This window comes from Kineococcus glutinatus (assembly GCF_039542765.1).
Classification (GTDB): Bacteria; Actinomycetota; Actinomycetes; order Actinomycetales; family Kineococcaceae; genus Kineococcus_A; species Kineococcus_A glutinatus.
Genome location: NZ_BAABIL010000321.1, coordinates 1 through 18,148, shown reverse-complemented (window position 1 = coordinate 18,148; position 18,148 = coordinate 1). Strand labels below are relative to the sequence as shown.

The window sequence follows — 18,148 nt, the reverse complement described above, 5'->3', positions numbered from 1 at the left end:
GCCCGGTCGGACGAGGCTCGCAGGGTGGGTTCAATGGTGCAACCCCCTAGGGTGGCCGGGTGCGCCAGACCAGCTTCGCCGCCATGCACTGCTCCCTCGCCCGGACGCTGGAGGTCGTCGGCGACTGGTGGAGCCCGCTGGTCCTGCGCGACCTGTACCTGGGGCTCGACCGCTTCGACCAGCTGGTCGCCGACCTCGGCATCTCCCGCAACCTGCTCGCGGCGCGGCTGGACGCGCTCGTCGCGGGCGGCGTGGTGGCCCGCGAGGCGTACCAGGAGCACCCCGTGCGCCACCGCTACGTGCTGACGGAGGCCGGCCGCGACCTGGTCCCCGTGCTGCTGGCCCTCACCGCGTGGGGCGACCGGTGGGCCACCCCCGAGGGCGGTCCGCCGCTGCGCGTGCGGCACACCGCCTGCGGTGCCGAGACGCGCGCCACCGTCTGCTGCTCCGGGTGCGGGCAGCCGCTGGAGGCCGGGCAGGTGCGCTGCACGCCCGGTCCGGGTGGGCGCGAGGCACCGGGCACCGCGCTCCTCGGCCGGGTCGTGGCGGGTGGTGCGGACGACGGCGCGGCGCCGCCCGCCGACCCGCCGACCCGCACCGCCCCCGCCTGACAGCCCGCCGCCGGCCGAGCACGATGGGTCCGTGCGCACCGCCGCCGCCCCCGAGGCCGCCTCCCCTCCCGGCGACCGGACCACCGACCGGATCGCCGACCGGGTGTTCTTCGCCCGCCCGCCCGCCCTGCCCCGCGGCCGCCACGACCTGGACCCGGCGCAGGTGGCCGCGGCGCAGCGGGAGCGCATGATGATCGCCGCCACGGAGCTCATGGCCGCCGGCGGCTACCGCGGCACCGGGGTGCGGGAGATCTGCGCGCGGGCCGCCGTCTCGCGGGCGGCGTTCTACGAGTGCTTCGCGGACAAGGACGAGTGCATCTCCGCCGCCCACGACCGCTTCATCGCCGTCCTGGGCGACACCCTCGCCGCCGCACCCGGAGGGCGCGACTGGCCGGCCTGCGTCACCGGTCTGCTGCGGTCCTACCTCGGCCTGCTGCAGCGGGACCTCGTGACCGCCCGCGCCTTCCTGGTGGAGACCGACGCCCTGGGCCGCCCGGCGCGCCGGCGGCGCCGCGAGGCCGCCCTGCGGCTGGCGCTCCTGCTGCACCGCAGGCGGGAGGGGCTGCCCGGTGGGGGCCGGGTCCCCCTCAGCGCCCACGTCGGCGCGGTGTACGCGGTCCGGCAGATCACCTGCGACGCCCTCGACGACGACGCCCCCGACCTGCCCGCGCTGCTGCCCGAGCTGGCCGGCTGGCTGGCGGCGATGACCGGGTCGAGCGGGCCGGGCGACGGCCGCGACGACGGGCTGGGAGACGGGCCGGGAGACGGGCCGGGCGGGGGCGGGCGCTGAGCGTCCCCCGGGTGGCCCCGCCCGGCCGCGGGGTCGCTTGACCCCGCGGCCGGGCGGGCACATCATCGGCGTAACCAGTGTTACCCCGTTGGTCCGCGCCCCGCCGGCGGTGGCGGGTGCGGACCGCGCGGGACGGAACGAGGAGCAGCCGATGACGCCTGCCGACGTCTCGACGTCACCGACCACCGACACGCCGGGCGGCGCCCTGCGGACCGCCGGCCAGCCCGCGCTGGTGCCCCCGGCGCTGGAGGGCAACCTCAGCGACTGCGTGCTCGACTGGGCCCGCCAGGACCCCGCCGCCACGTGCCTGAGCCACAAGACCGCCGACGGCCGGTGGGCCGACGTCTCCGCCGAGCAGTTCTGCGCCACCGTGCGCGCGGTGGCCAAGGGCCTGCTCGCCGCGGGGGTCCGCCCGGGCGACCGGGTGGGGATCATGTCGCGCACCCGCTACGAGTGGACCGTCGTCGACGCGGCCTGCTGGTTCGCCGGTGCCGTGGGCGTGCCGGTGTACGAGACGTCCTCGGCCGAGCAGATCACCTGGATCCTCTCCGACTCCGGCGCCGTCGGCTGCGTGGTGGAGACCGCCGCGCACGCCGCCACCGTCGCCGCCGTCCGGGCCGGGCTGCCCGCCCTGCGGCGGACGTGGACCATCGAGGACGGCGGCCTGGAGGAGTTGGCCGCCGCCGGCCGCGACGTCGGCGACGACGCCCTGGAGGCCGCCCGCACGAGCGCGGGGCCGACCTCGACGGCGACGATCGTCTACACCTCCGGCTCCACCGGCCGCCCCAAGGGCTGCGTGCTCACCCACGGCAACTTCCTCGACCTGGCCCGCAACTCGCGCGCCGCCCTGCCGGAGGTCCTCGGTGCCCCCGGTGCCTCGACGCTGCTGTTCATCCCGCTGGCCCACGTGCTGGCGCGGTTCGTGGAGGTCCTCTGCCTCAGCTCGCGGATCCCGATGGGTTTCGCGCCGGACACCAGGCAGCTGGCCGCCGACCTGCAGGGCTTCCGGCCTACGTTCGTGCTCGCCGTGCCCCGCGTGTTCCACAAGGTCCACGCCGGGGCGCAGCAGAAGGCCGCGGCGGCCGGCCGGTTCCGCGCGGCCGTGTTCACCCGCGCCGAGGCCACCGCGGTCGCGTACTCCCGCGCGCTGGACGCCGGTGGCCCCGGTGTGCTGCTGCGGGTGCGGCACGCCGTCTTCGACCGCCTCGTCTACGCGAAGCTGCGCGACGCGATGGGCGGGCGCCTCGCGCACGCCGTCTCCGGCGGGGCGTCGCTGGGGGAGCACCTGGGGCACTTCTTCCGCGGTGTCGGCGTGACCGTCCTGGAGGGCTGGGGCCTCACCGAGACCGCGGCCCCGGCCTGCGTGAACCGCCCCGGCAGCCAGCGCATCGGCACCGTCGGGCTGCCGATGCCCGGCACCGAGGTGGCGATCGCCGAGGACGGGGAGATCCTCTGCCGGGGCATCGGGGTGTTCCGCGAGTACCTCGGGCGCGAGGAGGAGACCGCGGCGGTGTTCGCCGACGGGTGGTTCCGCACCGGTGACATCGGCGAGCTGGAGGAGACCGGGCACCTGCGGATCACCGGGCGCAAGAAGGAGATCCTCGTCACCGCGGCCGGCAAGAACGTCGCGCCCGCCCCGCTGGAGGACCGGCTGCGCGCCCACCCCCTCGTGTCGCAGTGCCTCGTCGTCGGTGACGCCCGGCCCTTCGTCGGCTGCCTCGTCACCCTCGACGCCGACGCGCTCGAGGTGTGGGGCCGCAACCACGGCGCACCCGGCCTCACCCCCGCGGCGGCCGTCGACCACCCGCTCGTGCGGGCGGAGCTGCAGCGGGCCGTGGACTCCGCCAACGAGCTCGTCAGCCGGGCCGAGTCCATCCGGGCGTTCCGCGTCCTGGCCGAGGACTTCACCGTGGACAACGACTGCCTCACCCCCAGCCTCAAGATGCGCCGGGCCGAGGCGCTGCGCCGCTTCGCCGCCGACGTCGAGGCGATCTACGCCGGAGGTGGCAGCGCCTGAGGTGGCAGCGCCTCAGGTGCCGCAGAACGTCCGGTAGGGGCCGAACCCCGCAGGCGCCGGCTGCGCGTAGCGCTCCAGGCCGGGCCGCTCCTCGTGCGGGGTCCGCACGGCCTCCAGCAACCGCTCCAGCGGGGCGAGGTCCCCGCAGGTCGCCGCGACGAGGGCCTCCTCGACGAGGTGGTTGCGGGGGACGTGGACGGGGTTGACCCGGTCCATCGCGTCGGCGTCCGGCCCCAGGGCGCGCCAGCGCGCCAGCCAGCCGTCGAACCCGACCGCCGTCAGGGGGTCGGTGAAGGAGCGGCGCACCGGTTCGGCGTCACCGCGGGCCGCCCGCGCGAGGGTGCGGAAGAACGAGGTGTGGTCGACGCGGCCGGTCCGCAGCAGGGCGAGCAGGTCGTCGACGAGCGGGTCCAGGACCGCGCGGTCCACGACTTCGGGCAGCCCGAGCTTGTCGCGCATCCCGGCCGACCACGCCGCGGTGAACCGGCCGCGGAAGGTGCCGAGGACCTCGGTGGCGAGCTCGATCGCCCGCTCCTCCTCCTCGTGCAGCAGCGGCAGCAGCGCCTCGGCGAGCCGGGCGAGGTTCCACTGCACGGCGGCCGGCTGGTTGCCGAAGGCGTAGCGCCCCGCGGTGTCGATGGAGCTGAAGACGGCGGCCGGGTCGTGGGCGTCGAGGAAGGCGCAGGGGCCGTAGTCGATGGTCTCACCGGAGATCGTCGTGTTGTCCGTGTTGAGGACCCCGTGGACGAACCCGACCAGCGCCCACCGGGCCACGAGCGAGGCCTGCGCGGCGACCACCGCCTCGAACAGGGCCAGGTGCGGGTGCCCGGCCGCCGCGGCCTCCGGGTGGTGGCGGGCGACGGCGTGGTCGGCCAGGCGGCGCAGCAGGTCCGCGTCGCCGGTGAGGCGGGCGTACTGGAAGCTCCCGACGCGCAGGTGGCTGCTCGCGACGCGGGCCAGCACCGCCCCCGGCAGCGGGGTCTCGCGGTGCACCGTGCGACCGGTCGCCACCACCGCCAGGGCGCGGGTGGTGGGGATGCCCAGGGCGTGCATCCCGGCGCTCACGACGAACTCCCGCAGCATCGGGCCGACGGCGGCCAGGCCGTCGCCGCCGCGGGCGAACGGCGTGCGCCCGGACCCCTTCAGGTGCAGGTCCCGCAGCCGGCCGCCGGTGTCGGTCAGCTCGCCGAGCAGCAGCGCGCGACCGTCCCCGAGCCGCGGGACGAACTGCCCGAACTGGTGCCCGGCGTAGGCCTGCGCCACCGGGGTGGCCCCGGCGGGGACCGCGGTGCCCAGCAGGAACCGCACCCCCTCGGGGCTGCGCAGCCAGCCGGCGTCCAGCCCGAGCTCGGCGGCCAGCGGCTCGTCGAGCGCGAGCAGCCGCGGCTCGGGGGCCTCCCACGCCTGCCACGGGACGGCCATCTCGGGCAGCTCGCGCGCGAAGCGGTCGTCGAGGGCCACGGCGGGCGGGAGGGCGACGCTCACCCCGTCGAGGCTACCCGCGTGCCGCACCGCCGCACGGCCGCGACGTCACGGGGTGGCCCGGCCGTGCCCCCACCGCGCTCGCGGGCGCATCGCCGCCCGCGGACCCCGGGTGATCGGGGGCCGGTCCGGCGCAACGATGTGGTCACGGTCCCATCACCGTTCGTGTGGGCGCGATGACCTCCCCGTGCCGTTCGGCCCCGCGTGCCCGACCATGGGGCCGATGGTGAACGAGAAGTGCGTGATGAGGTGTTAGCGTCCTCGTCGACCTGTGAGTTGGACAACTTGTCTGCCTGACGTACCCGGCCCTGGGCACCGTGCTCGCCGGCCGTGCTCATGAAGAGGAGTCCTGTGGTGAACATCTTCAGGCGCGACGCGGGGGACCCCGCGGACGTCACACCGGCCGAGGACGCCCCGGTGCGCCGGCGCGGCCGGGTGCGGGGGGTGCGCGGCCTGGCGATCGTGGCCGCCGCGTCGCTGGCGCTGGCCGGCTGCAGCGGGAACTCCGACGACCAGGGGGCGGACGACGAGTCGACCTCCTCCGGCGGCGTGGTGCTCGCCAACGGCACCGAGCCGCAGAACCCGCTCCTGCCGGCCAACACCAACGAGGTCGGCGGCGGGCGCATCGTCGACTCCATCTACGCCGGGCTCGTCTACTACGAGGCCGACGGCACCGCGTCGAACGACCTGGCCGAGTCCATCGAGACGACCGACTCGCAGAACTACACCATCACGATCAAGCCGGGGCAGACCTTCTCCGACGGCACCCCCGTCACGGCGCAGTCCTTCGTCGACGCCTGGAACTTCGGCGCCGCGGCGGTCAACGCGCAGCTGTCCAGCTCCTTCTTCGAGCCCATCGCCGGCTACGACGAGGTCAGCGCCGAGGGCTCGACCCTGACGGAGATGTCCGGCCTGGCGGTGGTCGACGAGACCACCTTCACGGTGGCGCTGAAGCAGCCGGAGTCCGACTTCCCGCTGCGGCTGGGCTACTCGGCCTTCTACCCGCTGCCGGAGTCGGCCTACGCCGACATCGAGGCCTTCGGCGAGAACCCGGTCGGCAACGGCCCGTACGAGCTGGCCGGCGAGGGCGCCTGGCAGCACGACACGCGCATCGACCTCGTGCCCAACGACAGCTACACCGGCCCGCGCAAGGCGCAGAACGACGGCCTGTCGTTCGTCTTCTACGCCGACGACGACGCCGCCTACACCGACCTGCAGGCCGGTGCCCTCGACGTGATCGACCAGATCCCGGACTCGGCGCTGGCGACCTACGAGGCCGACCTCGGCGACCGGGCGGTGAACGAGCCAGCCGCCATCATCCAGACCTTCACCATCCCGATGGACCTGCCGCACTTCACCGGCGAGGAGGGCAGGCTGCGCCGCGCCGCGATCTCCCACGCCATCGACCGCGAGACGATCACCGAGGCGATCTTCCAGGGCACCCGCACCCCCGCCACCGACTTCACCTCCCCGGTGCTGGAGGGGTACAGCGAGGACGTCCCCGGCAACGAGGTGCAGGCGTACGACCCGGACAGGGCCAAGCAGCTGTGGGCGGAGGCGGACGCCATCGCGCCGTGGAGCGGCACCTTCCAGATCGCCTACAACTCCGACGGCCCGCACCAGGGCTGGGTGGACGCGGTGAGCAACAACATCCGGCAGACGCTGGGCATCGAGGCCGAGGGCAAGCCGTACCCGACCTTCGGCCAGCTGCGCGCGGAGATCACCGGTGGCACCGTCGCGGCCGCCTTCCGCTCCGGCTGGCAGGGCGACTACCCCAGCCTGCAGAACTTCCTCGGCCCGAACTACCAGACCGGCGGCAGCTCCAACGACGGTGACTACTCCAACCCGGCGTTCGACGCGCTGATCACGCAGGCGGCGGGTACCGCGGACCGGGAGCAGGCCAACGCGCTGCTGCTCCAGGCGCAGACCATCCTCTTCCAGGACCTGCCGAACATCTCGCTGTGGTACCAGAACGTCTCCGCGGGCTCGGCCGAGACCGTGTCGAACGTGCAGTACGGCTGGAACAGCCAGCCGCTGTACTACGCCATCACCAAGGAGTGATGCGCTGACCGCCCGCGCGGGGCGGGGCACTGCCGGTGCCCCGCCCCGCGCACGCACGTCGAGAGCTCACCGCGCGCGGACGCCGATCCCGCCCTCCGCCGCGGTGCACGAGTCGTCCCGGAGGAGGCGCGCGGAATGGTCTGGTACGTCGGACGCCGCCTGCTGCAGATGGTGCCGGTGTTCCTCGGCGCCACGCTGCTGATCTACTCGATGGTGTTCCTGCTGCCCGGTGACCCGGTGGCGGCGCTGTTCGGCGACCGGGCGGTGAGCCCCGGTGTCGCCGCCCGCATCAGGGAGCAGTACAACCTCGACGAGCCGTTCGTCGTGCAGTACCTGCTCTACCTCAAGGGCGTGCTGACGCTGGACTTCGGCACCTCCTTCTCCGGCCGCCCCGTGCTGGAGGTCATGCAGCAGGCCTTCCCCGTCACCGCGCGCCTGGCGCTCATCGCCCTCACCGTCGAAGCCGTCCTCGGCATCGGTGCCGGGCTGCTGGCGGGGCTGCGCCGCGGCGGGGTCTTCGACTCCACCGTCCTCGTGGTGAGCCTCGTCGTCATCGCCGTCCCGATCTTCGTCATCGGCTTCGTCGCCCAGTTCGTCATCGGCCTGGAGCTCGGGCTGCTGAGCCCCACCGTCGGCGCCGACCAGAGCTGGGGCGACCTGCTGCTGCCCGGCCTCGTGCTCGGCTCCACGTCCTTCGCCTACGTGCTGCGGCTCACCCGCAACTCGGTCGCGGAGAACCTCACCGCCGACCACGTGCGCACCGCGACCGCCAAGGGGCTCTCGCGGCCCCGGGTCGTCGGGGTGCACGTGCTGCGCAACTCCCTCATCCCCGTCGTCACGTTCCTCGGGACCGACCTGGGCACGCTGATGGCCGGCGCGATCGTCACCGAGGGCATCTTCAACGTCCGCGGCGTCGGCGGGACGCTCTACCAGGCGATCATCCGCACCGAGGGATCGACCGTCGTCTCCTTCGTCACCGTGCTCGTCATGGTCTACCTGCTGTCCAACCTCGTGGTGGACCTGCTCTACGCCGTCCTCGACCCCAGGATCCGCTATGCATGAGCCGTCGCGGCCCCGCCCCCCGCTGCCCGGGCAGGAGCACTTCGTCGCCGACGTCGCCGGGACGCCCCTGCAGACGACCGACCGGCTCGACGAGTCCGCGCCACCGACCAGCCTGTGGGTCGACGCCTGGCACCAGCTGCGCCGACGGCCGCTGTTCCTCGTCTCGGCGCTGCTGATCCTGCTGATCGTCGCCGTCTCGCTCTTCCCGCAGCTGTTCACCTCCCAGGAGCCGCGCTCCTGCAACCTGGCCGACTCCCTCGCCGCCGGTCGCGCCGGGCACCCCTTCGGCTTCGACCTGCAGGGCTGCGACGTCTACGCCCGCGTCGTCCACGGTGCCCGCGCCTCCGTGCTGGTCGGCATCTTCACCACCCTCGGCGTGGTCCTCGTCGGGGGGACCGTCGGGGCGCTGGCCGGCTTCTACGGCGGCTGGATCGACGCGGTGCTCTCCCGCGTGGCGGACGTCTTCTTCGCCATCCCGCTGGTGCTCGGCTCGATCGTCGTCATGCAGTCCGTCAGCGAGCGCACCCCGCTCACCGTGGCGGTGGCGCTGGTCGTCTTCGGCTGGCCGCAGGTGGCGCGGATCATGCGCGGCGCCGTGCTGTCGGTGCGCCAGGCGGAGTTCATCACCGCCTCCCGCGCGCTGGGGGCCTCGTCGCGCTCGACGCTGCTGCGCCACGCCGTGCCCAACGCGCTCGGCCCGGTCATCGTCATCGCGACGATCTCCCTGGGCATCTTCATCGCCACCGAGGCCACCTTGTCGTTCCTCGGGATCGGCCTGCCGCCCACGACCGTCTCCTGGGGCGGCGACATCAGCCAGGCGCAGCGCTCGCTGCGCACCCAGCCGGCGGTGCTGCTGTACCCCGCCGGGGCGCTGTCCCTCACCGTGCTCAGCTTCATCATGCTCGGCGACGCCGTGCGCGACGCCCTGGACCCGAAGGGCCGCGCCCGATGAGCCCGCTGCCCCCCGCCGGCCCCGCCCCCTCGGGTGCGCCCGGTCCCGCCCCGTCCGGTCCCGCCCCGGTGCAGCCGCTGCTGCAGGTGCGCGACCTGCACGTCGCGTTCCGCTCCGGCGGCCGCGACGTGCCCGCCGTGCGCGGCGTCGACCTCACCGTCTACCCCGGCCAGACCGTCGCCGTCGTCGGTGAGTCCGGCTCCGGCAAGTCGACGTCGGCGGCCGCGGTCATCGGGTTGCTGCCGGGCAGCGGCCGGGTCACCGGCGGGCAGATCCTCTTCGAGGGCCGCGACATCACCCGGGCCGGCGCCAAGGAGATGCAGCAGCTGCGCGGCAGCTCCATCGGGCTGGTCCCGCAGGACCCGATGTCCAACCTCAACCCCGTGTGGACCATCGGCTACCAGGTGCGCGAGGCCCTCGCCGTCAACGGCATCGCCCGGGGCGCGCAGGCCAGGCGCCGCGCCGCGGAACTGCTCGCCGAGGCCGGCCTCGGCGACGCCGAGCGGCGGGCCAAGCAGTTCCCGCACGAGTTCTCCGGCGGCATGCGCCAGCGCACCCTCATCGCCATCGGGCTGGCGGCCCGGCCCCGGCTGCTCATCGCCGACGAGCCGACCTCCGCCCTCGACGTGACGGTGCAGCGGCAGATCCTCGACCACCTCGACTCCCTGACGAGCGAGCTCGGCACCGCCGTGCTGCTCATCACCCACGACCTCGGGCTGGCCGCCGAGCGCGCCGAGCACCTCGTCGTCATGTACAAGGGCCAGGTCGTGGAGTCCGGTCCCGCGCTGCAGGTCCTGCAGGACCCCCAGCACCCCTACACCCGCCGCCTCGTCACCGCCGCGCCGTCCCTGTCGTCACGGCGCACCCGCTCCACCGAGACCCGCGCGCAGGTCGTCGAGCGCGCCGAGGAGGTGGCCGAGCGGGCCCACGCCGAGGTCGTCACCGCCACCGCGGTGCCCGTGCCCGAGGTCGTGGACACCGGCCACGACGTCATCCGCGTGGAGCACCTGACGAAGGTGTTCACCCTGCGCGGGGCCGGCCCCCGCGGGGAGCAGCTCAAGGCCGTCGACGACGTCAGCTTCGGCGTCCGGCGCGGCACCACCACCGCCGTCGTGGGGGAGTCCGGCTCCGGCAAGTCCACCGTCGCGCAGATGGTGCTCAACCTGCTGGCGCCCACCTCCGGGCGCGTCCTCTTCGACGGGGTCGACCTCACCGCCCTCGACCGCAGGCAGCAGTTCGACTTCCGCCGCCGCGTGCAGCCGGTGTTCCAGAACCCCTACGGCTCGCTGGACCCGACCTTCAGCATCTACCGCTGCGTCGAGGAGCCGCTGCGCGTGCACCGCGTCGGGGACCGCGCCTCGCGCGAGGCGCGGGTGCGCGACCTGCTGGACAAGGTGGCGCTGCCCGCCAGCGTGCTGCGCCGCTTCCCCAACGAGCTCTCCGGCGGGCAGCGCCAGCGCGTGGCCATCGCCCGCGCGCTGGCCCTGCAGCCGGAGGTGCTGGTCTGCGACGAGGCGGTCTCCGCGCTCGACGTGCTCGTGCAGGCGCAGATCCTCACCCTGCTGGGCGACCTGCAGGCCGAGCTGGGCCTGACGTACCTCTTCATCACCCACGACCTCGGGGTGGTCCGCGAGATCGCCGACCACGTGTGCGTCATGCAGCGGGGCCGGCTGGTGGAGGCCGCCCCGACCGACGCCGTCTTCGACGCCCCGGCGCAGGAGTACACCCGCCAACTCCTGGAGGCGATCCCGGGGGGCACGATCCCGCTGGGCACCTGAGGCGTGCGACGCTGGGAGGGTTCAGCGACGGTGGACAGGGGTGGAGCACGGGTGGAGGCGCAGCACGACATGCCGGCGACGACGGACGGGGACGGGGCCGCGGGCGGCGACCGGGACCGCTCGGGCACCGAGGAGGCCAGGGCCCGGCGCGCCGCACGGGTCGCGGCGATGCAGAAGCAGCAGCGCCGCTCCGAGGGCAGGCGCCGCCTCGGCGTCATCGCCGCGGTCGTCGCCGTGGTCCTCGCCCTCGCCGGCGGGACCGCCGCCGTCATCCTCACCCGGCCCGAGCCGCCCAGCCTGGACGCGGTGAAGACCTACGCCTACGAGGGGTCGGTGCACCAGGAGGGTGCGATCACCTACGCGGAGAGCCCGCCGGTCGGCGGCCCGCACAACTCCGTGTGGCTCAACTGCGGCATCTACGACGCCCCGGTGCCCGACGAGAACGCCGTGCACAGCATGGAGCACGGCGCGGTGTGGATCACCTACCGGCCGGACCTGCCCGCCGAGCAGGTCGCGGAGCTGAAGACGCTGGTGGCCGACCAGAGCTACGTCGTCCTCAGCCCCTACGAGGGCCTGCCCTCGCCCGTCGTGGCCAGCGCGTGGAACCACCAGCTGCAGGTGGACGACGCCGGCGACGCGCGGCTGGGCGCCTTCCTGCGCGAGTACGTCCAGGGCGCCCAGACCCCCGAGCCGGGCGCGTCCTGCTCCGGCACCGAGGTCGGCACCCCCACGGGCTGATGAGCGCCACCCCCGCCCGGCGGGCCGTGCTCCTCGCCCTGCCGGTCCTCGCCCTCGGCGGTGGTGTCCTGCTCGGGCGCGCCCTGCCGACCGCGCCGGAGGAGACCTCCGTCGACGTCGGGTTCTGCCGCGACATGGCCAACCACCACGCCCAGGCCGTCGCGATGGCCACCACGGCGCTGCGCCACGACACCGGCGAGGAGGTCGCCACGCTCGCGATGGACGTCCTGCTCACCCAGCAGAACCAGATCGGGCGCATGCAGGCGCTGCTCATCGGGTGGGACCGCCCGGTGGCCAGCACCGGCCCGCCGATGCTGTGGATGTCCGCGGCCCACGAGGGGGGCCACGGCACCACCGGGCAGGGGTCCGGCGACGGCACCGGCGACGGCACCGGCGCGATGCCCGGGATGGCGAGCGCCGCCGAGCTGGCGGAGCTGGACGCCCTCACCGGGCAGGCCTTTGAGGTGCGCTTCCTGCAGCTGATGATCCGCCACCACGGCGGGGCTGCGGAGATGGCCGCCCACGCCCGCGACCACGCCACCACCCCCCAGGTGCGCGCGCTGGCCGGCGCCATGGTCACCGGCCAGCAGGTGGAGTCCGAGCAGATGGCGCTCCTGCTGCGCGCCCGCGGCGGCGAACCCCTGGCCGCCGGGTGAGCGCCCCGGCGCCGGGGACCCGCCGCCTCGTCGTGGCCGGCGCCCTCCTCGACGACCTCGCCCGCCCCCGGCTGCTGCTCGCCGCCCGCCGGCACCGCCCCGCCGCCCTCGCCGGGCGCTGGGAGCTGCCCGGCGGCAAGGCCGAGCCGGGGGAGCGGCCCGTCCAGGCGCTGCGCCGGGAGCTGCGGGAGGAGCTCGGCGTGGAGGTCGAGGTCGGCGCCGAGCTGCCCGCCGCCGACCCCGAGGGCTGGCCGCTGTCGCCGGCGCTCGTCATGCGCGTCTGGTGGGCCCGCGTCAGCGCCGGGTGGCCCGAGCCGCTGGAGGACCACGACGAGCTGCGCTGGCTGGGCGAGGGGGGCTGGGAGGGCGTGGACTGGCTCGCCGGGGACCTGCCGGTGGTGCGGGGGCTGCTCGCGGCGCTGCCGGGGCCCCGCGGGTGCGAGGATGGGACACCGTGACCACTGCCCCCACCGCCACCCCCGCCGGCACGGCCGTCCGCGAGGACCTGCGCAACGTCGCCATCGTCGCCCACGTCGACCACGGCAAGACGACCCTCGTCGACGCGATGCTCTGGCAGTCCGGGGCCTTCCGGGCCAACGCCGACGTCGCCGACCGCGTCATGGACTCCGGTGACCTCGAGCGCGAGAAGGGCATCACCATCCTCGCGAAGAACACCGCGGTCCACTACGCCGGCCCCGGCGCGCCCGCCGGCGGCATGACCATCAACATCATCGACACCCCCGGCCACGCCGACTTCGGCGGCGAGGTCGAGCGCGGCCTGTCCATGGTCGACGGCGTCGTGCTGCTCGTCGACGCCAGCGAGGGCCCGCTGCCGCAGACCCGCTTCGTGCTGCGCAAGGCGCTGCAGGCGGGGCTGCCCGTCGTGGTCGTCGTCAACAAGGTCGACCGCCCCGACGCGCGCATCGAGGCCGTCGTCAACGAGACCTACGACCTGCTCATCGACGTGGCCGACGACGCCGCGGGCCTGGACCCGGAGTCGCTGCTGGACGTGCCCGTGGTCTACGCCTCCGCCAAGAACGGCCGCGCCTCGCTGAACCGCCCCGCCGACGGGGGCCTGCCGGACTCCGAGGACCTCGTCCCGCTGTTCCAGACCATCCTGTCGGCCGTCCCGGCACCGCACTACGACCCGGCGGTGCCGCTGCAGGCGCACGTCACCAACCTCGACGCCTCCCCCTTCCTCGGCCGCCTGGCGCTGTGCCGCATCCACAACGGCCGCCTCGTCAAGGGCCAGCAGGTCGCCTGGTGCAAGCACGACGGCACCGTCGAGCGCGTCAAGATCACCGAGCTGCTCGTCACCGAGGCCCTGCAGCGGGTGCCGGGGGAGTCCGCCGGCCCGGGTGACATCGTCGCCGTCGCGGGCATCCCGGAGATCACCATCGGCGAGACGCTGGCCGACCCCGAGGACCCGCGGCCCCTGCCGCTGATCACCGTCGACGAGCCGGCGATCTCCATGACCATCGGCACCAACACCTCCCCCATGGCCGGCCGGGTCAAGGGCGCCAAGGTCACCGCGCGGCAGGTGCTGGACCGGCTGGAGCGCGAGCTCGTCGGCAACGTGTCCGTGCGCGTGGTGCCCACCGAGCGCCCCGACGCGTGGGAGGTGCAGGGCCGCGGCGAGCTGGCGCTGGCCATCCTCGTGGAGCAGATGCGCCGGGAGGGCTACGAGCTCACCGTCGGCAAGCCGCAGGTCGTCACGCGCCTGGACGAGAACGGCAAGGTCACCGAGCCCTTCGAGCGCCTCACCATCGACTCCCCGGAGGAGTACCTCGGCGCGATCACCCAGCTGCTCGCCGTCCGCAAGGGCCGCATGGAGAACATGTCGAACCACGGCACCGGCTGGGTCCGCATGGAGTTCGTCGTGCCCTCCCGCGGCCTCATCGGGTTCCGCACCGAGTTCCTCACCGAGACCCGCGGCACCGGCATCGCGCACCACGTCTTCGACCACTACGGCCCCTGGGTGGGGGAGCTGCGCACCCGCGCCTCCGGATCGCTGGTCGCCGACCGGGCCGGCGCGGCCACCGCGTTCGCGATGACGAACCTGCAGGAGCGCGGGCAGATGTTCATCGAGCCCACCACCGAGGTGTACGAGGGCATGATCGTGGGCGAGAATTCCCGCGCCGACGACATGGACGTCAACATCACCAAGGAGAAGAAGCTCACCAACATGCGCTCCTCCACCGGTGACGAGCTGGAGCGGCTCGTGCCGCCGCGCAAGCTGTCCCTGGAGCAGGCGCTGGAGTTCTGCCGCGAGGACGAGTGCGTGGAGGTCACCCCGGAGGCGGTGCGCATCCGCAAGGTGGAGCTGGACCAGACCCAGCGCGCCCGCGCCACGGCCCGCGCCAAGCGGAGCTGACGACCCCGCACCAGCACACCACGCCCCGCGCGCGACGCCGGGCCGCTCGCACCCGGTGCGGGCGGCCCGGCGTCGTCCCGCCCGGCGGAGCGCCTCGCGCCGTCCCGGCTGGCAGACTGCCCGGCCGTGACGACCTCCCCCGACGAGCCCGCACCCCACGACCCCGAGGCGCCCGCGGGCGCGGCCACCGCCGACGCCACCGGCGTGCTCGAGGAGGCCGCCGACCTCGTCGAGGACGCCGCCCGGGAGCTGGACCCCGCCGAGCTGGTCGCGATGGAGCACCTCGACTCCCCGCGCCGGCTGCTGCTCGTGCACGCCCACCCCGACGACGAGTCGATCGGCAACGGCGCCACCATGGCCCGCTACGCCGCCGCCGGGGCCGCCGTCACCCTCGTCACCGCCACCCGCGGCGAGCTGGGCGAGGTCATCCCGGCGGAGCTCGCGCACCTGGCCGCCGACCCCGACGCGCTCGGCGCCCACCGGGTGCAGGAGCTGGCCGCCGCGATGGAGGCCCTCGGCGTCACCGACCACCGCTTCCTCGGCACGGGCACCGGCTACCGCGACTCCGGCATGGTCTGGGCCGCCCCCGGGCGTGCCGCGGCGGGGGAGGACGTCGACCCCCGCTCCCTGCTCGCCGCCGACCCGGGGGTGCCGGCCGCCGAGCTCGCCGACGTGCTGCGCGAGGTGCGCCCGCAGGTCGTCGTCACCTACGAGCCCGGCGGTGGCTACGGCCACCCCGACCACGTGCGGGTCCACGAGATCACCACCCGCGCCGTCGAGCTGGCCGCCGCCCCCCGCGAGGACGGCGCCCCGCCCTGGGAGGTCGCCAAGGTCTACTGGACGGTGCAGCCGGCCGACGAGCTGCGCGCGGCGCTGGCGCGGTTGCGCGCGGCCGGCGTGGCCGACGTCCCCGACCCCGACGGCCCGCTGCCCACCGTCGCGGTGCCGGCCGCCGACGTCACGACGAGCGTCGACGCCCGCGAGCACCTCGACGCCAAGGCCGCCGCGCTGCGCGCCCACGCCACGCAGGTCGTCGTGGAGGCCACCACCGCCGGGCCGGTCCTGCGCCTGAGCAACCACGTCGCGCAGCCGCTGTCCGGGGTCGAGCACTACCGGCTCGTCCGGGGCGTCCCCGCCGGGCCGTTCGACGCCGCCGGGCGCGAGAGCGACCTCTTCGCCGGCATCGCCCCGCCGGACGCCGCGCCGCCGCACGGGTGAGGTGGTGACCCTGCGGTCACCCTCCGCTGCGCCGCACGGGTGAAGCCCGTCACCCGAAACGACTCCACAGCGTGTTCCGGCTGTGCCCGGCGGTGTCGGCGGGGCGAGGGTGGGCTCGTCGCGCGCAGCGCCGCGCGGCTGCCGAGGAGAGGAGCACCCGTGCCGCGCACGCCGGCCAGCAACAACCCCGAGCCCGCCCCCGGCCCACCGCCCGCCGGCCTCCTGCCCGCCGGCCGGCGGGCCTCCGACGTGGGCCGGGCCCGGGAGGCGGCACGCCGGCGCCGGCTCGCCGTCCTCGGTGCGGTGGTCCTGCTGCTCGCCGGCAGCGTGTCCTGGCGGCTGCTCACCGGCCGCAGCGCGCTGCCGGCCCTGCCCTCGGTGGACCCGCTCTACCTCATGAGCGGCGCGTTCTTCCTGCTGCTCATCGTGCTCATGCTCGGCCAGACCCTGCTGTCGGGCCGCTCCCCGCACGTCGTCTACCGCCCCGAGCAGATCGACGTCACGATGGACGACGTCAAGGGCCTGGGCCCGATCAAGGAGGACGTGGCCCGCAGCCTCGACCTCTTCCTCGCCGCGCGGACCTTCCGCACGACGATGGGCGGCCGGCCCCGCCGCGGCCTGCTCTTCGAGGGCCCGCCCGGCACCGGCAAGACGCACATGGCCAAGGCCATGGCCTCCGAGGCGGGGGTGCCGTTCCTGTTCGTCTCCGCCACCTCCTTCCAGTCCATGTGGTACGGGGCGACCGCCCGCAAGATCCGCGCCTACTTCCGCGCCCTGCGCCGCGCCGCGCGCGCCGAGGGCGGGGCCATCGGGTTCATCGAGGAGATCGACGCCATCGCCGGCACCCGCGGCGGGATGGCCGCGGCGGCCACCGAGCTGCCCGCGGTGGCCCCGGTGCTGTCCTGCGGCGGCCTCACCGGGCTGCCGCACGCCGGGGCGGCGCCCGCGACCGGCGCGGGCCTGCGCCAGGCGCGCTTCAGCAGCTCCGAGGGCGTCGGCGGCGTCGTCAACGAGCTCCTCGTGCAGATGCAGTCCTTCGACGAGCCCACCGGCTGGGAGAAGCTGCACGGGCGCCTCGTCGACGCCGTCAACGCGCTGCTGCCCGCCTCCCGGCAGCTGCCCCGCCCGCGCACCGAGCCGGTGGAGATCCTCCTCATCGCCGCCACCAACCGCGCCGACTCCCTGGACCCGGCGCTGCTGCGCCCCGGTCGCTTCGACCGCCGCCTCAGCTTCGGGATGCCCGACAAGGCCGCCCGCCGCGAGCTCGTCGACCACTTCCTCGCCCGCAAGGCCCACGAGGCGCAGCTCGACACCGACGAGCGCCGCGACGCGCTGGCCGGCATCACCAACGGCTACAGCCCCGTGATGATCGAGAACCTGCTCGACGAGGCGCTCGTCAACGCGGTGCGCCGCCGCGCGGCCGGCATGTCGTGGGCCGACCTCGAGCACGCCCGCCTCGTCACGGAGGTCGGCCTCGGGCAGCCCGTCGGCTACACCCCCCACGAGGAGCGCCTCATCGCCACCCACGAGGCCGGGCACGCCGTCGTGGCGTGGCTGGAGGCCCCGCAGCGGCGGCTGGAGGTCCTCACGATCGTCAAGCGCGCCGACGCCCTCGGGTTGCTCGCCCACGGTGACGCCGAGGACGTCTACACCCGCTCGCGCTCGGAGCTGCGCGGCATGATCCGCATCGCCTTCGGCGGGCAGGTCGCCGAGGAGCTCTTCGTCGGCGACGTCTCCACCGGCCCCAGCGGTGACCTCGTGCACGCCACCGCCACCGCCGCGCAGATGGTGGGGGCCGCCGGCATGGCGGGCACCCTCATCTCCTTCGCGGCGGTGCAGGGCCCGGCGCTGTCCGAGGGCAACCTCGTCTCCCGGGTGCTGGGCGACGCCGAGGGCCGCCGGCTCGTGGAGGGGCTGCTCGCCGAGCAGAAGGTGGCCGTCACCGAGCTGCTCTCGCGCAACCGCCACCTCGTCGAGGCGCTGCGCGACGCCCTCCTGCAGCGGCACGAGCTCATCGGCTCGGAGATCACCGACGTGCTGGAGGCGGCGCGGGACGCGCACGCGGCGGCCGGCGGGGCAGGCGGGCCGGTGCCCGGGGCGCTGCCGGAGCCGCGGGTGATCGACCTGCGCGACCCCTCCGGCGATCCCTTCCGGGTGCGCCGCGACCGCTGAGCGCCGCTCCCGGGGACCCCATCTCCGGGTCCGGGCGACCAGCAGGACGCGCCGAGGCGCCCGAACCCGGAGACGGGCGGGCGTGCAGGTCGGCAGGTGCTCAGGGCGCCACGCGGTAGCGGTAGCCGGAGTGCACGGTGAAACCGGCGCCGGTGTAGAGGGCGCGCGCGGGGGCGTTGTCCTCCGCCACCTGCAGGTACGTCGAGGGCAGCCGCCGCTCGCGGGCCCAGCCCGCCG

At 75.1% G+C, this 18,148-nt stretch carries 14 protein-coding genes; 13 read left to right on the top strand and 1 reads right to left on the bottom strand.

Annotated elements, in window-relative coordinates; translation table 11 throughout:
- Positions 1 to 59: 59 nt before the first annotated feature.
- The 3 genes from ABEB16_RS12475 to ABEB16_RS12465 all read left to right on the top strand — a co-directional run bounded on the left by ABEB16_RS12475 (position 60) and on the right by ABEB16_RS12465 (position 3,418).
- Positions 60 to 611 carry a winged helix-turn-helix transcriptional regulator gene (locus ABEB16_RS12475; RefSeq protein WP_345712569.1) on the top strand — a complete coding sequence of 184 codons (552 nt, stop codon included), beginning with the start codon at positions 60 to 62 and terminating at the stop codon, positions 609 to 611.
- A 31-nt stretch (positions 612 to 642) separates the two neighbouring features.
- Entirely contained in the window at positions 643 to 1,401 is a 759-nt protein-coding gene (locus tag ABEB16_RS12470; RefSeq protein ID WP_345712568.1) for a TetR/AcrR family transcriptional regulator, read from the top strand.
- 151 nt (positions 1,402 to 1,552) lie between these two features.
- Positions 1,553 to 3,418: an AMP-dependent synthetase/ligase gene (locus ABEB16_RS12465; RefSeq protein ID WP_345712567.1), complete on the top strand. Its 1,866-nt coding sequence runs from the start codon at positions 1,553 to 1,555 to the stop codon at positions 3,416 to 3,418.
- A 12-nt stretch (positions 3,419 to 3,430) separates the two neighbouring features.
- Here ABEB16_RS12465 and ABEB16_RS12460 read toward each other — a convergent pair whose 3' ends face one another.
- Positions 3,431 to 4,903, bottom strand: coding sequence for a protein adenylyltransferase SelO (locus tag ABEB16_RS12460; RefSeq protein WP_345712566.1), 1,473 nt, complete (start codon positions 4,901 to 4,903; stop codon positions 3,431 to 3,433).
- Positions 4,904 to 5,335: 432 nt separating this feature from the next.
- On the opposite strand from ABEB16_RS12460, the gene ABEB16_RS12455 reads away from it, so the two are divergent.
- The 10 genes from ABEB16_RS12455 to ABEB16_RS12410 all read left to right on the top strand — a co-directional run bounded on the left by ABEB16_RS12455 (position 5,336) and on the right by ABEB16_RS12410 (position 17,911).
- Complete coding sequence (locus ABEB16_RS12455; protein WP_345712571.1) at positions 5,336 to 6,961, top strand: peptide ABC transporter substrate-binding protein; 1,626 nt, start codon at positions 5,336 to 5,338, stop codon at positions 6,959 to 6,961.
- A gap of 135 nt (positions 6,962 to 7,096) precedes the next feature.
- Positions 7,097 to 8,023, top strand: coding sequence for an ABC transporter permease (locus ABEB16_RS12450; RefSeq protein WP_345712565.1), 927 nt, complete (start codon positions 7,097 to 7,099; stop codon positions 8,021 to 8,023).
- On the top strand, positions 8,016 to 8,975 hold the full coding sequence (locus ABEB16_RS12445; RefSeq protein WP_345712564.1) for an ABC transporter permease: 960 nt from the start codon (positions 8,016 to 8,018) through the stop codon (positions 8,973 to 8,975). Before ABEB16_RS12450 ends, ABEB16_RS12445 begins: the two co-directional genes overlap by 8 nt.
- Positions 8,972 to 10,753, top strand: a complete 1,782-nt coding sequence (locus ABEB16_RS12440) for a dipeptide ABC transporter ATP-binding protein (protein ID WP_345712563.1) — start codon at positions 8,972 to 8,974, stop codon at positions 10,751 to 10,753. The genes ABEB16_RS12445 and ABEB16_RS12440 overlap by 4 nt, the downstream gene beginning before the upstream one ends.
- A gap of 51 nt (positions 10,754 to 10,804) precedes the next feature.
- Entirely contained in the window at positions 10,805 to 11,491 is a 687-nt protein-coding gene (locus ABEB16_RS12435) for a thioredoxin-like domain-containing protein (RefSeq protein WP_345712562.1), read from the top strand.
- The gene (locus tag ABEB16_RS12430) at positions 11,491 to 12,147 is read left to right on the top strand and encodes a DUF305 domain-containing protein (protein WP_345712561.1); all 657 of its coding nucleotides are present in this window, start codon (positions 11,491 to 11,493) and stop codon (positions 12,145 to 12,147) included. Before ABEB16_RS12435 ends, ABEB16_RS12430 begins: the two co-directional genes overlap by 1 nt.
- Entirely contained in the window at positions 12,144 to 12,605 is a 462-nt protein-coding gene (locus ABEB16_RS12425) for a (deoxy)nucleoside triphosphate pyrophosphohydrolase (RefSeq protein ID WP_345712560.1), read from the top strand. The genes ABEB16_RS12430 and ABEB16_RS12425 overlap by 4 nt, the downstream gene beginning before the upstream one ends.
- Positions 12,602 to 14,521 (top strand): translational GTPase TypA, encoded by a 1,920-nt coding sequence (gene typA / locus ABEB16_RS12420; RefSeq protein ID WP_345712559.1) that lies wholly within the window; start codon positions 12,602 to 12,604, stop codon positions 14,519 to 14,521. Before ABEB16_RS12425 ends, typA begins: the two co-directional genes overlap by 4 nt.
- Before the next feature lie 273 nt (positions 14,522 to 14,794).
- Positions 14,795 to 15,739, top strand: a complete 945-nt coding sequence (gene mshB, locus ABEB16_RS12415) for an N-acetyl-1-D-myo-inositol-2-amino-2-deoxy-alpha-D-glucopyranoside deacetylase (protein ID WP_345712570.1) — start codon at positions 14,795 to 14,797, stop codon at positions 15,737 to 15,739.
- 159 nt (positions 15,740 to 15,898) lie between these two features.
- Positions 15,899 to 17,911, top strand: coding sequence for an AAA family ATPase (locus ABEB16_RS12410; RefSeq protein WP_345712558.1), 2,013 nt, complete (start codon positions 15,899 to 15,901; stop codon positions 17,909 to 17,911).
- Positions 17,912 to 18,148 lie beyond the last annotated feature (237 nt).

Coding starts and splice junctions, on each gene's coding strand:
- ABEB16_RS12445 (WP_345712564.1), top strand. CDS start 8,016: ATGCATGAGCCGTCGCGGCCCCGCCCCCCGCTGCCCGGGCAGGAGCAC.
- ABEB16_RS12450 (WP_345712565.1), top strand. CDS start 7,097: ATGGTCTGGTACGTCGGACGCCGCCTGCTGCAGATGGTGCCGGTGTTC.
- ABEB16_RS12430 (WP_345712561.1), top strand. CDS start 11,491: ATGAGCGCCACCCCCGCCCGGCGGGCCGTGCTCCTCGCCCTGCCGGTC.
- ABEB16_RS12440 (WP_345712563.1), top strand. CDS start 8,972: ATGAGCCCGCTGCCCCCCGCCGGCCCCGCCCCCTCGGGTGCGCCCGGT.
- ABEB16_RS12465 (WP_345712567.1), top strand. CDS start 1,553: ATGACGCCTGCCGACGTCTCGACGTCACCGACCACCGACACGCCGGGC.
- mshB (WP_345712570.1), top strand. CDS start 14,795: ATGGAGCACCTCGACTCCCCGCGCCGGCTGCTGCTCGTGCACGCCCAC.